Source organism: Brevundimonas vitisensis, from assembly GCF_016656965.1.
Taxonomy (GTDB): domain Bacteria; phylum Pseudomonadota; class Alphaproteobacteria; order Caulobacterales; family Caulobacteraceae; genus Brevundimonas; species Brevundimonas vitisensis.
In genome coordinates, this window is the sequence record NZ_CP067977.1 from 209,135 (window position 1) to 224,658 (window position 15,524).

14 protein-coding genes are annotated in these 15,524 nt (G+C 66.2%); 11 read left to right on the top strand and 3 right to left on the bottom strand.

What is annotated here, in order from left to right:
• The first annotated feature begins 179 nt into the window (after nucleotides 1-179).
• The 4 genes from JIP62_RS01045 to JIP62_RS01060 are packed head-to-tail and all read left to right on the top strand — an operon-like array spanning nucleotide 180 to nucleotide 6,431.
• Entirely contained in the window at nucleotides 180-1,433 is a 1,254-nt protein-coding gene (locus JIP62_RS01045; protein WP_201103125.1) for a TolC family protein, read from the top strand.
• A 32-nt stretch (nucleotides 1,434-1,465) separates the two neighbouring features.
• Nucleotides 1,466-2,617, top strand: coding sequence for an efflux RND transporter periplasmic adaptor subunit (locus tag JIP62_RS01050; protein WP_230974807.1), 1,152 nt, complete (start codon nucleotides 1,466-1,468; stop codon nucleotides 2,615-2,617).
• Between the two features lie 11 nt (nucleotides 2,618-2,628).
• Nucleotides 2,629-5,850, top strand: coding sequence for an efflux RND transporter permease subunit (locus JIP62_RS01055; RefSeq protein WP_201103127.1), 3,222 nt, complete (start codon nucleotides 2,629-2,631; stop codon nucleotides 5,848-5,850).
• Nucleotides 5,847-6,431, top strand: coding sequence for a cation transporter (locus JIP62_RS01060; protein WP_029416412.1), 585 nt, complete (start codon nucleotides 5,847-5,849; stop codon nucleotides 6,429-6,431). The genes JIP62_RS01055 and JIP62_RS01060 overlap by 4 nt, the downstream gene beginning before the upstream one ends.
• Nucleotides 6,432-6,720: 289 nt before the next feature.
• Here JIP62_RS01060 and JIP62_RS01065 read toward each other — a convergent pair whose 3' ends face one another.
• Entirely contained in the window at nucleotides 6,721-6,909 is a 189-nt protein-coding gene (locus tag JIP62_RS01065; protein WP_029416414.1) for a hypothetical protein, read from the bottom strand.
• Nucleotides 6,910-7,060: 151 nt separating this feature from the next.
• Here JIP62_RS01065 and JIP62_RS01070 point away from each other — a divergent pair, with 151 nt between their 5' ends.
• The gene (locus JIP62_RS01070; RefSeq protein ID WP_201103128.1) at nucleotides 7,061-7,417 is read left to right on the top strand and encodes a hypothetical protein; all 357 of its coding nucleotides are present in this window, start codon (nucleotides 7,061-7,063) and stop codon (nucleotides 7,415-7,417) included.
• 7 nt (nucleotides 7,418-7,424) lie between these two features.
• On the opposite strand, the gene JIP62_RS01075 is transcribed toward JIP62_RS01070, so the two are convergent.
• Together JIP62_RS01075 and JIP62_RS01080 are read right to left on the bottom strand one after the other, a co-directional pair.
• A complete protein-coding gene (locus tag JIP62_RS01075) occupies nucleotides 7,425-8,207 on the bottom strand; it encodes a DUF1365 domain-containing protein (protein ID WP_201103129.1) in 783 nt (260 codons plus the stop codon).
• Nucleotides 8,204-9,589, bottom strand: coding sequence for an NAD(P)/FAD-dependent oxidoreductase (locus JIP62_RS01080; protein ID WP_201103130.1), 1,386 nt, complete (start codon nucleotides 9,587-9,589; stop codon nucleotides 8,204-8,206). The genes JIP62_RS01075 and JIP62_RS01080 overlap by 4 nt, the downstream gene beginning before the upstream one ends.
• Before the next feature lie 183 nt (nucleotides 9,590-9,772).
• Here JIP62_RS01080 and JIP62_RS01085 point away from each other — a divergent pair, with 183 nt between their 5' ends.
• The 6 genes from JIP62_RS01085 to JIP62_RS01110 all read left to right on the top strand — a co-directional run bounded on the left by JIP62_RS01085 (nucleotide 9,773) and on the right by JIP62_RS01110 (nucleotide 15,463).
• Nucleotides 9,773-10,831, top strand: a complete 1,059-nt coding sequence (locus tag JIP62_RS01085; protein ID WP_201103131.1) for an SAM-dependent methyltransferase — start codon at nucleotides 9,773-9,775, stop codon at nucleotides 10,829-10,831.
• On the top strand, nucleotides 10,828-11,241 hold the full coding sequence (locus JIP62_RS01090) for a DUF2177 family protein (RefSeq protein ID WP_201103132.1): 414 nt from the start codon (nucleotides 10,828-10,830) through the stop codon (nucleotides 11,239-11,241). The genes JIP62_RS01085 and JIP62_RS01090 overlap by 4 nt, the downstream gene beginning before the upstream one ends.
• A 139-nt stretch (nucleotides 11,242-11,380) precedes the next feature.
• Nucleotides 11,381-12,265 carry an SGNH/GDSL hydrolase family protein gene (locus tag JIP62_RS01095; protein WP_201103133.1) on the top strand — a complete coding sequence of 295 codons (885 nt, stop codon included), beginning with the start codon at nucleotides 11,381-11,383 and terminating at the stop codon, nucleotides 12,263-12,265.
• 4 nt (nucleotides 12,266-12,269) lie between these two features.
• Nucleotides 12,270-13,538: a GDSL-type esterase/lipase family protein gene (locus JIP62_RS01100; protein ID WP_201103134.1), complete on the top strand. Its 1,269-nt coding sequence runs from the start codon at nucleotides 12,270-12,272 to the stop codon at nucleotides 13,536-13,538.
• Nucleotides 13,538-14,941: an MBOAT family O-acyltransferase gene (locus JIP62_RS01105; protein ID WP_201103135.1), complete on the top strand. Its 1,404-nt coding sequence runs from the start codon at nucleotides 13,538-13,540 to the stop codon at nucleotides 14,939-14,941. Before JIP62_RS01100 ends, JIP62_RS01105 begins: the two co-directional genes overlap by 1 nt.
• A 15-nt stretch (nucleotides 14,942-14,956) precedes the next feature.
• Nucleotides 14,957-15,463: a hypothetical protein gene (locus JIP62_RS01110; RefSeq protein ID WP_230974808.1), complete on the top strand. Its 507-nt coding sequence runs from the start codon at nucleotides 14,957-14,959 to the stop codon at nucleotides 15,461-15,463.
• Nucleotides 15,464-15,524 lie beyond the last annotated feature (61 nt).

A 15,524-nucleotide genomic window follows, 5' to 3' on the forward strand; every position in this document is an offset into this window, starting at 1 on the left:
TGCCTTCAGCGCCGCAGCCGGCAGCGGCGGCCGCCCTCTCGACAATGAAGCCGCTCCTGCCGAGTTCAAAGCCTTTCACGTCCCGAACCCCCAGCGGTCTTAAGCGCCCTCCCAGAGCCTGACGATGCCCCGCGCCTGATGGCGCGCGTCAATCGTCTGGAACCTCTGGGATATGGAAAATGCCACCCCTCAAATTTTGCCGCTCGCGTCTCGCGATCGGTTGCGCCGTGGTCGCGATGGCGACCGTCGCGATCGGCCCTGCCTGGGCCGACCCCGTGCCGTCATATGAAGAACTGCTCGCACGCATCGGCCTGACGCCCGGCGCGCTCGAAGCCGACGCCCTGGTCGATGCGGCCGAAGCCCGCGTTCGTCAGGCGGGCGTCCGGCCTAACCCGGAACTGAGCCTTGAAGCCGAGAACGCGTTCGGGAGCGGCCCCTTCTCCGGCTACGGCAACGCCGAGACCACCCTGTCGGTCAGCCAAGACCTGGAACTCTGGGGCCGGCGAAGCGCCAGGGTAGGCGTCGCCCAGGCGGAGGGTAGAACGTCGCTGCTGCGGCGCGACCTCGCCACGCTGGACGCGGCAGGCAGACTGGCGCTCGCCTATGCCGAAGCCGAGGCGGCCGAGCGGCGACTTCAGTTGGCGCAGGAAGCGCTCGACCTGACGATCGCCGACGCGCGGGCGCTGATGATCCTGGTCGAGGAGGGCCGCGAGCCGCTGTTTCGTGGCATCCAGGCCCAGAGCCAAGCGGCGGCGGCGAGAGCCGCGCTCGACGAGGCCCAGGCCGAACGCGACGCCGCCTTCGCGAGGTTGACCGCCGTGGCGATGCTGCCGAACCCGGTGACCTCCATCGGAGCCAGTCTGCTGGACCGAGAGCCGCCCGCCGCAATTCCGACTTCTTCGACGTCGCCCGAAGTGCGGGTGGCCGAGGCCGAACGCGCCGCCGCCGAGAGCCGGATCGAAGTTGAGCGGGTGCGCGCAAGGCCGAACGTTCGCGTCTCGGTCGGCGTGCGTCGTTACGAGGCCGAAGACGCGACCGCCCTGACGTTCGGGGTCAGTATGCCGCTGCCGCTGTTCGACCGGAACCGAGGCAACTATGACGCCGCCCAGGCCGAGTTTCGGGCCGCCGACGCCCGCGTTATGGCTGCGACACAGACCGCGCAGGCCGATCTCGCCGGGGCTGAGGCTCGATTGCGATCCGCCAACAGCCGTGTCTGGGCGACCGACGGCGGCGTGACGGCAGCAGAGGAGGCGTATCGCCTCTCCCGGATTGGCTTTGAGGCCGGACGCATCTCGCAACTCGAACTCAGTTCATCCCGAGCCGCGCTGATCGCGGCCCGCAACGCCGCCGTTGACGCCCGCCTCGCGCGGGTCCGGGCGGAAGTCGATCTCGCGCGCCTGCAAGGCCGTTTCCCGTTTGGATCATCGAAATGAAACGCACCCCCAACATCAACAAGACCTGGCTCATGGCCGGGGTCGCCGCCGTCGTCGTGATTGGCGGTGCGGGCCTCTACGCCATGTCACGCTCGCCGGCCGAAGCACCGGACGCGTCAGCCGAAGGAGAACATGCCGAAGGTGAAGAAGGTCATGCCGAGGAAGGCGCGGCCGAGGAAGGCGTCGTCCTCCTGACCGAGGCGCAGATCGCCGCCGCGAACATCTCGGTCGTCGCGGTCACGGGCGGCGGCGGAAGCGAGACCCGTCTTTCCGGGCGCGTCGAGCCGATGGTGGACGCGCGCGCGGCCGTCGCCGCAAGCGTAGGCGGGCGCGTCGAAAGAGTTCTGGTAGCACCTGGGCAGTCGGTTCGCGCGGGTCAGCCCTTGGCGGTGCTGGTCAGCGGCGATGCCGCTGCCCTGCGCGCCGAGGCGGACGCCGCGAACGCGTCGGCGGATGCTGCTCGCCGCGCTTATGAGCGTGACCGTAACTTGGAAGAAGCTGGCGTCGTTGCGCGTCAGGAAGTCGAGACATCGCGGGCTCAGTCGCTGAGTTCGGACGCCGCCGCACGCGCGGCGCGAGCGCGGGTCTCGGCCGCCGGCTCTCCCAATGCCTCGGGTCGACTCAGCGTCGTCAGCCCCATCAGCGGGGTTGTAACCAGCGTTCAAGTCGGGCCGGGCGGCTTCGCCGCCCAGGGCGGGGTGATCGCCGAGGTCACCAACCCGGCGCGGGTCGAGATCATCTTCGCGGCGCCTCCCGCGCTCGCGGCCCAGGTTCGCGCGGGTTCGACCGTGCGCGTGCAGGCACCGGCGGGCGAGTTCGACGCCGTCGTCACTGGCGTCGCCGCCGATGCAAGCGAAGAAAGCGGTGCAACGATCATACGCGCCCGGCCGACCGGAGGGGGATTGCCGCCCGCAGGATCGGCCGTCTCCGGCGTTGTGGTCACGGACCAGTCCGCCGGCGGCCTCACGGTCCCGTCCGACGCCGTCCAAACCGTAGAGGGTTCGAACGTGGTGTTTGTGCGCACCGCGACGGGTTTTCGCGCCGCCCCCGTCCTGGTCGGCCGGCAAGCCGGCGATCGAACCGAAATCCTGAGCGGCCTGACCGGGACCGAGCGCATCGCCGGAACCAACGCCTTCCTCCTGAAAGCCGAACTCGCCAAGGGCGAGGCCGAGCACGGCCACTAGGGAGCGACAGCATGTTCAGCGCAATCATCGCGGCATCCGTCCGCTTCCGTTGGTTCGTCATCCTAGCCGTCAGCCTCGTGGCGGCCCTGGGTCTGTTCGAACTGACCAAGCTGCCCATCGACGCCGTTCCCGACATCACCAACAGACAGGTTCAGATCACCACGGTCGCCCCCGCCCTGGCGCCCGAGCAGATCGAGCGGCAGGTCACCTATCCGCTGGAAACTGCCCTCGCGGGCATCCCCGGCCTGACCAGCACGCGGTCACTGTCACGCAACGGCTTCAGTCAGATCACCGCGATCTTCACGGACCAGACCGACATCTATTTCGCGCGTCAGCAGGTCGCCGAACGGCTCGCCGCCGCGTCGGAGGGCCTTCCTGAAGGCGTGGAGCCGGGGCTGTCGCCGATCACCACCGGCCTCGGCGAAGTGCTGATGTGGACGGTCGATTACGTCCCCTTCAACACCGAGAACCTTTCCAGACCCGGCCAGCCCGGCTGGCAGGCCGGCGGCGTCTACCTGACACCGGAGGGTGAGCGACTGACGACGCCAGAGCAGCGCGCGACCTATCTGCGGACGGTCCAGGACTGGATCATCGCGCCGCAGATGCGCACGACCGCTGGCCTAGCTGGCGTCGATACCGTTGGTGGCTACGTCAAGGAGTATGCCGTCAGGCCCGACGCCGCGCGGTTGTCCGCTTATGGTCTGGGCCTCGGCGACCTGGTCCAGGCGGTCGAACGCGCCAATACGCAGGCCGGCGCCGGCTACATCCAGCGCGCGGGCGAGGCCCTGGTCGTCCGCACCGACGCTCTGGCGCTGACCATCGACGATCTGGCCCAAGCCCCCGTGGTCAATCGCGGCGGCCTGGTCGTCCGGGTCGCCGACGTCGCCACAGTCGAGATCGGTCAGGCCCCACGCCTGGGCGGCGCCAGCCGTGACGGGCATGAGGCGGTGCTCGGCACAGCCCTGATGATCGCCGGCGGCAACAGCCGCACGGTGGCCCAGGCGGCGGCCGAGCGGCTGGCGGTGGTGGACGACAGCCTGCCTCCTGGCATCGTCGCCCTGCCGGTTCTGAACCGCAGCGAGCTGGTCAACTCGACCATCTCGACCGTCGCTCGGAACCTGACCGAGGGTGCGCTGCTGGTCATCGTCGTTCTGTTCCTGCTGCTGGGCAACATCCGCGCCGCCACCATCACGGCCCTGATGATCCCGCTGTCCTTCCTGTTCGCCGTCATCGGCATGAACAGGTTCGGCATCAGCGGAAATCTGATGAGCCTGGGTGCGCTGGACTTCGGTCTGATGGTCGATGGCGCGGTCGTGGTGATCGAGAATACCCTGCTGATGCTGACCCAACGACGGGCTCAACTGGGGCGGATGCTGACCCGACATGAGCGCCTGGACGTGGCGGTTCAGTCCGCGCGCCAGATGGTGAAGCCGGCCGCCTTCGGCCAGTTGATCATCCTCTTGGTCTTCGCACCGCTGCTGCTGCTCGAAGGGGTCGAGGGCAAGACGTTCCAGCCGATGGGCGCGACCGTCATGCTTGCCCTCGTCGGAGCCTTCATCTTCTCCTTCACCTTCGTGCCTGCCATGACCGCCCTGCTTGTGCGCGATCCCAAGTCCGTTCACGTCGGCGCCGACGGTCAGGTCGCGGAGCACGAGACCTGGCTTCTCCGCTTCGCCCGGCGCTTCCTTCAGCCGGCGATCCAGGTGGCGGTGTCACGGCCGAAGATCGTGCTGATCTCCGCTGTCGCGGCCCTCGCGGTCGGGCTCGCATCCTTCATGGCGCTGGGACGGGAGTTCATCCCGACCCTGGACGAAGGCGACATCGCCATGCAGGCGTTGCGCGTCCCATCCGCCTCCTTGGAGCAATCCCTGACGATGCAGATGGCGTTGGAGCGCGCCATCAAGGCCCAGCCGGAGGTGGAGACCATGTTCTCGCGCACCGGCACGGCCGAGGCCGCCGTCGACCCCATGCCGCCCAACATCTCCGACAGCGTCATCGTGCTCAAGGACCGCAAGGATTGGCCCGATCCGGACCTGGAGAAGGAAGAACTGATCGAACGGATCGAAGGCGTGGCCGCCCAGCAGATCGGCAACAATTTCGAATTCAGCCAGCCGATCGAATTGCGGTTCAACGAACTGATCTCCGGCGTGCGCACAGACCTCGCGGTCATGGTCTATGGCGACGACTTCGACACCCTCCAGCGGGTCGCGGATCAGGTCGCGACCGCGCTTCGGGAGACGACCGGATCGGCCGACGTTCGGGTCGAGCAGGCGTCCGGCCTGCCCACCCTGACCGTCAGCGTGGATCGGACCGCCGCCGCCAGCTACGGCCTTTCGGCGGCAGACGTCAGCGAAGCGGTCTCGGCCGGCGTCGGCGGCGCCGAGGCCGGACGCATCTTCGAGGGGGACCGGCGGTTCGATGTGGTCGTCCGTCTGCCCGACGACGCCCGCAACGACCCGGCGGCCTTGGCGGCGCTTCCCATCGTGTCCGACACCGGCGTGATCGTGCCCTTGTCTTCGGTCGCGCGGATTCAGACGGCGGAGGGGCCGAACCAGATCAGCCGCGAGAACGGCAGCCGCCGTATGGTGGTCCAGGCCAATGTGCGCGGGCGTGACCTGGGCGGCTTCGTCACCGAGGCCCAAAGCCAAGTCGCAGAGATCGCCCTGCCGGCCGGGGTCTATCTCGATTGGGGTGGGCAGTTCGAGAACCTGAAGCGAGCCGAGCAACGCTTCGGCCTCGTCATTCCGATCGTGTTCGTCCTGATCGGAGTGCTGCTGTTCCTGGCGTTGGGATCGTTCGCGGAGGCCGGTCTGGTCTTCGCCTGCGTCCCTCTGGCTTTGGTGGGCGGAGCCCTGGCGCTGCTGCTGCGCGGGATGCCGTTTTCGGTCTCTGCGGCGGTCGGCTTCATCGCTGTTTCGGGCGTGGCGACCTTGAACGGCCTCGTCCTGATGCAGGCCATTCGAGAGCGGCTGACGGCCGGGCTGACGCCCAACCAAGCCGCCATCGAAGGCGCGTCCAGCCGCCTGCGAGCCGTTCTGACGACGGCGCTCGTCGCCATCGTCGGCTTCATCCCGATGGCGCTGGCCCACGGCGCCGGCGCCGAGGTGCAGAAGCCGTTGGCGACGGTGGTGATCGGCGGTCTGCTGACCGCGACCATCCTGACCCTGCTCGTCCTGCCGACCTTCGCGGCCAGGGCGGTCAAACACCGGACGTCGGAAGGAATGGACGATTGAACGCCCTGAATGCTCAAGACCAGCGGCAGCGCCGGACGCTGCTGCTGGTCCTCGTCCTGAACTTCGGGCTGTTCCTGGCGCTGGGGGTGGCGGGCTGGCTGGCCGACTCCAGCGCCTTGCTGGCGAACGCGGCCGACAACGCTTCGGACAGCGCGGTCTATCTGATCAGCTTCCTGGCCGTGGGCCGCGCCCCGCGATGGAAAAAGACGGCCGCCACGATGTCCGGGGTTCTCCTGCTGCTGTTCGCGATCGGGGTTCTGGCGGACGTTGGCCGTCGATGGCTGATGGGGACGGAGCCCATCGGGCCGACCATGATGGTCATGGCCCTCGCTGCGGCCCTCGTGAACCTCTGGTGCCTGAAGCTGCTGCAAAAGGTGGACAGCGACGACGTCAACATGCGCGCCGCCGAAACCTTCAGCTTCAACGACTTCGTGTCCAACGGCGGCATCCTGGTCGCCGGCGGCTTGGTCCTCTGGCTCGGTCAGGCTTGGCCGGACCTGATCGTCGGCGCCTTGGTTGCGATCGTGGCGGCCAAAGGAGCGTTTGAGATATTGAGCGACGTCAGAGATCAGCCTTCCTGAAAAGCAAAACGCCGGGCCTTCGAGCCCGGCGTTCTTCATTAGCGCCCGCGAGCCAACGCCCGCGCCATCTCTCGGAGTTCTTCCCGCGTAGGCCGGGGGTGCTCCGCTTTCACCTCGGCCATCAAGGCTTCTTCTTCGGCCGTGATAGGCGTTTCGTCGTCTTCAGTTTCGCCCGAAAACCGGCGAGCGGCCCGCACCATGCGGGCCGCTCGCTCGTCATCGCGCGTCCTGTCTCTTCGGGTCATCCGCACCTCGTCTCGGTCAGCATAGCACGCATCGTCGGCTTAGGTCAGGCCGCCGGAGAGTAGGCGAGACGGCGCAGCAGAGAGCAAACGGCACCCTCCTTGGTCGGCGACTGCACGCAGACGCGCCCATCGACTCGACCGATGTAGCGGACTACGCCTCCGATGAATTCTTGAGCGACGGTGAGCGTCTGGTTTCCCCGACGCAGTTCCATGGTTTCGATGTTGTAGCGCATGGCGATCTCCTCTGTTCGCCACGCACCGCTCCGGCCGCTGATCACCGTTATCAATCTAGAAAATCAAACTGCGTCACCACCGTCGGTGGGCGAGCGGCTTGGCAAAACCTAACCGTTTGTTAATAGTGGGGCCGGGGAAGGGAGACGACACATGAAGAAGATCGCCATCGCGGTGGCTGCCTTGGCCTGTCTTGCTGCGACGCCGGGCCATGCGGACATCACCAGCGCCTTTGGCAATACGGTGCTGTCGCGATACCCGGACGGGGGATGGGTCAAGCACTGGTTCAATCCCGACGGCACCTATGCGGCCCAGTTTTCGGACGGGCGGCGGCTCACGGCCCGCTGGCGGGTGGAGGGCGAGCGCGTCTGCCTGACCAACATTCGTCCCAACATGATGATTCCGCGCTTCTGTTCGCCGATGATCGATGCGGAAATCGGCCAGACCTGGACGTCGCGCGATCCCCTGGGCCGCCGTGTCCAGAACGTGCTGCTGGCCGGGCGTCAGTAGAGGTCTGTCAGGTTCGCGTCCGGCCCAGTGTGATCGGGCGCGGGGGCAGGGCGGGAGGGTGGCGGTAACGCGCGCCCTTCAGCATGATCTTCAACGCCTCCCAGTGGATGCCGAAAGTCACCTTCCAGGTCAGCAGCGGATGGGTGACGAAGGCGCGCAGGAGCTGGGCGTCGGTCAGTGGACGGCGGGTCCCGGCAAAACTGGCCGTCAGGATCGGGGTGTCGCCTCGGCGGACGGCCACCACCACCGACACAGCCTCTGCCGGTGGGCGGACCGTGAAGTCATACGTCAGCCCCAGGTCCATGAAGGGTGAGACGAAGAACACCTTGTCTGCTGTCTGGCGTACCGGACCGGCGGCGGGATCGGGCTGGGCAATCAGATAGGTATGACGCTGGCCGAAGGTGTTGCTGACCTCATACAGCAGCGCCGCGAGAGCGCCGTCCGGCCGATAGCAGAAATAGACACTGATCGGGTTGAAGCCATAGCCGAGGATGCGCGGCATGGTCAGCAGTCGGATTGCTCCGCCGTCCAAATCAATGCCGGCGTCGGCCAGATGAGTTTCGATCTGAGTGCGCAGCGGCGTTTCCGAGCGGTCGCCGAAATCGCGGGCGCGCCAGCCGAGCAGTCCGAAACGGCCCCGGCTCAGCAGACGCAATCGCGACTGAACGGCGGGAATCTCGTCGAGGTCCAGCAGCAGCATGAAGACGCGATACGACAGCCGGTGGTCCACCGTCTGCACGCGCTGATGGACGACCTGGCCGACGTAGAGGGCTGACGCGTCAGCTTTCACGCCACCGCGCCAAGGAGATCGTTGGAGGTCAGGGCATGGGGCGCGGGGGCCACATGGATGCGGCCGCTTTCGTTCGCGACCGACCAGGGGCGGCGCATCCCGCCCAGCTGCTCGGCAACGGCGAGACCCGCCTGGGCTCCGTCTTCGTGGAAACCGGACCCGAACCACGCTCCTGCAAACCAGACGTTGCGGCGCCCCTGCAGGCTCCAAAGCTCCTTTTGTGCTGCAACGGCTGCGATGTCGAAAACCGGATGCTCATAGTCCCACTGGCCCAGGACCAGATCAGGGTCTGGCTCGCGCGCCGGGTTCAGGCTGACGAACAGGGGCGGTCCTTCCAGACCCTGAAGCTCGTTCATCCAGTAGGTGACGCCGCCTTCGCCCGCACGTTCGGAATAGCCCATATGAGTCCAGGATGCCCACGCCCTGCGGCGCTTCGGCATCAGGCTGGTATCGCGGTGTAGCAGAACGCGGTTGGGACGATAGGTGATGGCCCCCAGCAGGCGACGCTCCTCGGCAGTCGGTGCTTCCAGCAACCGCAAGGCCTGATCGGAATGGGTGGCCAGGACGACGGCATCGAACCGTTCGACCCGCTCGTCGCTGAACCGCAAGGCTGCCCCGTCACGGCCGCGCACCACACCCGTTATGCCGGCCCGTGTGACCACAGTGCCGTCGAAATCGGCGACCAGACGGCTGACATATTCGCGGCTTCCGCCGTCGACGGTCCGCCACGTCGGCTTAAGATCCAGCTTCAAAAGATTGTGGTTCATGTAGAATTTGACGAACGACGCCGCAGGGTAATCCGTCATCTGATCCATGGTGCACGACCAGATCGCCGCCGCCTGGGGCAGCAGGTGCGCCTCGCGGAACAGGGCCCCGAAGCCCTTGCGGGTCAGATAGGCGTCCAGAGATTCTCCCGAGCGTTCCAGGGACGCCAGATCGCGGGGCGCTTCTTTCTGAAAGCGAAGCAGATCGCCGATCATGCCCCAGAACTTAGGGCTGGCGTAGTTGCGCTTCTGGGCGAACAGGGCCGTGAGGCCATGGCTGGAATATTCGAAAGCCCCCTCGTCGATAGAGACGGCGAAGGACATATGCGCTGGCTTGGTCGGTACATTCAGATGTTCGAACAAGGCCGTGAGATTGGGATAGTTTCCTTCATTGTAAACAATGAAGCCGGTGTCCACGGCGACCGGGGCGCTGGGGGTAGGTGCCTCGACGGTATTGGAGTGACCGCCGATCCGATCGTCCGCCTCATAGAGGGTCACGTCGTGCGACTTTGACAAAAGCCAGGCGCAGGTCAGGCCTGCGATACCGGAGCCAACGACAGCGATCTTGTTGCCGCGGACGGGACGCGTCGTGGCATCGGCGACGAGGTGGGCGGTCATACGGTCTCCATACAGGGTGATGCGACAAAGCTACGCTAAAACCGGTCATTCGGATGAGGGCATCCGTCGCCTGAGTCCCGTCGTAACTTTTCGCGATCCAAGCGGAGCCGTTACGCCTGTGCTGGCGTTAGGTTGCGCGAGCGGATCGTCACGACCGTCGTCACTCGTCAGGACCTGCCCCATATGAGCCTAGCCAATGTCGCCATCCGCCAGTTGCAGGATGCTCCTTTCCCGGATTTTGTGGCCCGGCCCGCGATCGACAGTCTGGTGACGGAGGCAAGGCTTCGGCTGGATCGCGAGGGGCCCCATGACGAGGCGGCCTTCGCCCAGGACATGGCGCGGCGGGCCATCGCCGAACACACTGACAAGGCCAATGAGCAGCACTACGAGCTGGCCCCCGAGTTCTTCGAAATCTGCCTGGGTGCGCGGCTGAAATATTCCTCGTGCCTGTACCCCACGGGAAATGAGTCACTGGACGAGGCCGAAGTCGCCGCCCTGGCCGAGACCTGCCAGCACGCCGATCTTCAGGACGGACAGCGGATTCTGGAGCTGGGTTGCGGCTGGGGCTCGCTCAGCCTCTGGATGGCGGAACACTACCCCACCGCGCGAATCACGGCGGTGTCCAACAGCCAAGGCCAGCGCGGGCATATCGAGGCGCAGGCGAAGGCGAGGGGGTTGTCCAACCTGACCGTGGTCACCTGCGACATGAACGATTTTCGACCAGAGCTGGCGGACTGGGACCGCTATGACCGGATCGTTTCGGTCGAGATGTTCGAACATATGGCCAATTGGCGGGCCCTGCTGACCAGGGCCAAGGGGTGGCTGAAGCCGGACGGGCGGATGTTCATCCACATCTTCACCCACCGCGATGCGCCCTATCGGTTCGACCATAACGACAGCGGCGACTTCATTGCCCAGCACTTCTTTACCGGTGGCGTCATGCCCAGCAAGGGCCTGATCCGACAGTTTCCCGACCTGTTCGAGGTCGAACAGGAATGGACCTGGAACGGAACCCACTATGCCCGCACAGCCAATCACTGGCTGGCCAATATGGACGCCAATGCCGATCGGGTGATGGAGTTGATGCGGCAGACCTATGGTGCGGACGCAGCTCTGTGGCGCAGGCGCTGGCGGCGCTTCTACATGGCCACGGCGGGACTGTTCGGAAACGACGAAGGAAGGACCTGGGCCGTCAGCCACTACCGGCTGAAGCCTGCCTCTGAAACGGGAAGCGACCAATGATCAAATACATAGCCGCCTATCTTGGCGCGGGACTGACGTTCGCGGTGATCGATGCCGTCTGGCTGACCACCATGACCAACCGGCTGTACAAGCCGGTTCTGGGGCCGATCCTGGCGGACAAGCCGGACATGAAGGCGGCGGTGATCTTCTACCTCGTCTCCATCGCCGGGACGGTGTTCCTGGCCATCGATCCGGCGCTCCGGGGCGGAGGCTGGGGCCGCGCTGCGCTGAACGGTGCCGTGCTGGGTTTCGTCGCCTATGCCACCTATGACCTGACCAACCAGGCGACGCTGAACGTCTGGTCGTCGAAGCTGACGATCATCGACCTGTGCTGGGGCACCACCCTGACCACGGTTTCGGCTCTGGGCGGCTATTTCGCGGCGCGCTGGGCCGAGGGCAAATGGGGCTGAACCCCCACGGGTGACGCAAGGGTGACAGCTTAACCTTGTTCCTCGCGCGACGGGGGTGGGGCATGGCGCAACGGGCGCGATCTGGTTTATGAGGTCTTAACGCCGAGGTTCTGCGGCGGAACGACCGGGGGCGCGTGCGTTGAAGGCGGGGATCAACAGTCTGACGGCGGCTGTCGTGGTCGGTGTGCTGATCGGCCTGCTGTTGACGCCGGACGGCCGCGCCTGGCTTCGTCACCCCACACTGATGCTGGGCGACACGGCCAATGCCTCGGCTTCGCCGCTGGCGGCGCCCGTTTCGGAGCGCGCAGAGATTGCCCCGCCTGCTGCGCCCGTCATGCGCGCCACGGTGACCCCCCTCGATCAGCGTATGGCTCGCGGCCAGTTGCGGATCGGCGTCTTCGGCGACTCCATGGCTGACGGGCTCTACACCGGCCTTTATCGCGAACTGGACGGCACGCCGGGCGTGACGGTGACCAAGTTCAGCGAGGTCTCCACCGGCCTGTCCCGCTACGACTATGTCGACATACACGCCAAGACGGCCCGGCAGCTTGGAGAGCAGCCCGTCGATGTCGCGGTGATCCTGTTCGGCACCAACGATGCCCAGGGCATCAGCATTGACGGCGTGGTGCATGAGTTTGGGACGGAAGGCTGGAAGGCCGCCTATGCCCGGCGCGTGGACGATCTGGTCGCCCTGCTGCGCAGTCGCGACGTCGCGGTCTATTGGGTTGGCCTGCCGCGCATGAAGCGCCCGACCTTCGATGCCCGGATGACGATCATCAACGACGTGGTCGAGGGGCGGATGAAGGCCCTGGGCGTGCCCTATCTGGAAACCGTTGATCTGACGTCGAACGCAGAGGGCGAGTACGAGGCCTATCTGAGCGGCGCAGGGGGACGGCGGCAGCTGATGCGGGCCAATGACGGGATCCATATGTCCATGGCCGGCTATCTGCGGATCAGTGAGCCCGTGGCCGAGCGGCTGAAGCGCGACGCCGGTATCGGCCCCGCCCCAGCGCCTGCGCCCTGAAGGCATGCGTGCCGCCATTCCGGCCATGGCATTGACGATGGCGGCAGCGGGATCGGCGCTGGCCCAGACCCCCTATGTCGCGCAAAGCCTGCCTGGGCCGGGCGCGACGGTCTGTGCCGGGGGGCTATGCCAGCCGGAGGCGCTGGACAGTCTGTTCGAGGCGCTCCACGGGCTGGAGACCGGTGAGCGCGAACGGCTGGTCCGGATTGTCCAGATCGGCGACAGCCATACGGCCGGGGACCGGATCACCGGGGCCTTTCGCGCGCGGCTGCAGGCGCGGTTCGGCCGTGCAGGCCGCGGTGTGATGCCGCCGGGCGTGCCCCACGCTGGATACAATCCGTTTCAGGTCCAGGTGACGGCAACCGGCTGGAGCACCACACTGGCTCCGCTGACGGCATCGCAGGGGCTTGCGGTCCAGGGGGTCGGCCTGACCGGGATTCAGGCGGTGACCTTTGGACCGGACGCGGCGCTGGAAATCGTGGCCGAGCCTGGGATGGAGCTGACCTACGTCAGTCTGTGCGGCATGGGCGGACCTGACGCCGGCGGGTTCGAGGTCCGGGGCCAGTCGGTCCGCGAGGAGGTCGATTTTGCGGCCCCCGATACCGGGATGCTGTGCACCGATGCCGTGATCGGTGCGCTTCAGGAGCGGATCGTGATCCGACCGCTGCGGGGCGGTGCGCCCTTGACCGACATCACTTTGGGCCGGGCGGGATATGGGGTCGAGGTGTCGAACCTGGGGGTGGTCGGGTCCAGCCTGCGCGATCTGGCCGCCCGCGACGAGGCCGTGTTGAGGACGCAACTGGCGGTGTGGCGTCCACAGTTGATCGTCATTGCCTATGGCACCAACGAGGGCTTCGACGATGCCCTGGACCCCGTCGCATATGAAGCACTGCTGAGAGGCGAGGTCCTGCGGTTGCGCCGACTGGCTCCGGCGGCGGCACTGATGATCGTCGGCGCTCCCGACGCTCTTCGGACCGGTGCGGCGGGCGGATGCAGCGCCGATGGCCGACGGGGACCGCCCCCATCCCTGGCCCTGGTCCGGGACGTGCAACGCCGCGTCGCGGCCGATATGGGTGTGGCGTTCTGGGACTGGCACGGGCGGATGGGCGGAGACTGTTCGGCGGACAGATTGGCGACCATGGACGAGCCGCTGATGCGGGGCGACCGGGTCCATTTCACCTCGGCCGGGGGCGATTGGATCGGTGGCATTTTCGCTGACGATATTCTGGCGGCCTATGAGGCCTGGCTGGCTCGGCGGGGAGGGGCCGACTGATGCTGTTTCCGACACTGGCGTTCGGCGTCTTTTTCCTGTTCGTCTATTTCACCAGCTGGAGCCTGGATCGCGAGAACGGGCGGCGTAAGCTGTTCCTGCTGCTGGCCAGCTGGTTCTTCTTTGCCCAATGGGACTGGCGGTTCGTTGGTCTGCTGGTCCTCAGCGCGGTTCTGAACTGGGGCGTGGCGGCCTTGTTAGTAGCCAGCGACGATGACCGGCGGCGCAAGTGGCTGGTCGGCATTGGCGTCGCGATCAATCTGCTGATCCTCGGCTTTTTCAAATACTACGGCTTCTTTGTTGAGCAGGCGCTCGAGCTATTGGCGCAAGTCGGCTGGGAACGGGACTTGCCGCTGTTGCAGGTGGTCCTGCCGGTGGGCATCAGCTTCTTCACCTTCCAGGGCATCAGCTATGTCGTGGATGTCTATCGGCGGACGGCGGCCCCGGCCAAGTCGTTGCTGGACGTCATGCTGTTGATGAGCTTCTTCCCGCACTTGGTAGCGGGGCCGATTGTCCGGGCCTCGGACCTGCTGCCCCAGTTCGAGCGGGCCCCACGGCTGACCCGCGAGATGGCCACCCATGGTTTCCTCCTGATTATCTGGGGCTTGTTCAAGAAAACTGTCATCGCATCAGAACTGGCCGTGAACTTGGTGGACCCGGTCTTCTTCGATCCGTCGGCCTATGGCGCGGGCGATATTGCCCTGGCCGTCTATGCCTATGCGGTTCAGATCTATTGCGACTTCTCGGCCTATTCGGACATGGCCATCGGGATCGCGGCGTTGCTGGGCTATTCCTTCCCGCGGAATTTCGATCAGCCCTATCGCGCATCCTCGATGCAGGATTTCTGGCGACGCTGGCATATCAGCCTGTCCAGCTGGCTGAGAGACTACCTCTACATTCCGCTGGGAGGCGGTCGGAAAGGCCTCGTGTCGTCCTGCGTGAATGTGATGATCACGATGCTGCTGGGCGGTCTGTGGCACGGGGCGGCGTGGACCTTTGTTGCCTGGGGGGCGCTGCATGGGGCGGCTCAGGTCTTCGAGCGGCTGGGCAAGGCAGCGTTCGGCTCACGCAAGGTGATCCCCACCTGGCTCGGCGTGCTGATCACCTTCCATGTCGTGTGTCTGGGGTGGATCCTGTTCCGGGCCGAGACCTTCGACCTGGCCGTGGCCATGCTGGCAGGGCTGGGGCGGTGGGAGGCCGTGGTCATGGCGACGCCGCTGCTGGTGGGACTGATCGTCATCGGCCTGGGCATGCACTGGCTGCCGCCGCGCGCGATCGAGGGGATGGCGGTACGGCTGAAAGCCGCACCGTCTCTGACGCTGGCCCTGTTGATCGGGGTGGCCTTCCTGCTGGTCGAAGCCGTTCGTCCCGAGGGCGTGGCCCCCTTCATCTATTTCCAGTTCTAGGGCGTTGAGACAGCGATGAGCGACGATCCCCCCAAAGACGGACACGACCCCTTTCGGACGCTGGATCCCTTTCCGACGGCCTTTCCGGCCGCGCCGACGGCCTCGCCCTTTCCGCCGCTGGAGCCGCAAGGCACCGAACCGTCCAGCGACTGGAATGCCGGGGCCGATGCGCACGACCTGCCAACGCGGGAAAACCGATTGATCGCTATCGGGCGGTTCGCCTTTCCGCCCGAGCCGCCGCTGGACGACGAGGCCATGGCGGGACGGGATCGCCGGTGGACCAGCCGGGTGATCGTGTTCGTGACGGCGTTCATGCTGATCTTCAACGCCGCTTCGATCCAGAACTGGTCCCGGCAACAGGCCCCGGGCTGGGTAACGGCCACGGTGCAGCAGCTGTCAGACGTCTGGGCGACCCAGATTGGCCTGCTGGGAGCCGATCAGCCGCGCGAAGGCGTGCGAGACGTCTATGAGGATGCCCGGGATGCGCGCTTCCCCGGCCAGGACGATACGACCGCCCCCTGACACTTCGTCAGATTCCGACAGTGGCGCGCTGGATCACAGCGTTATGCAGTGGCCTCGTTTC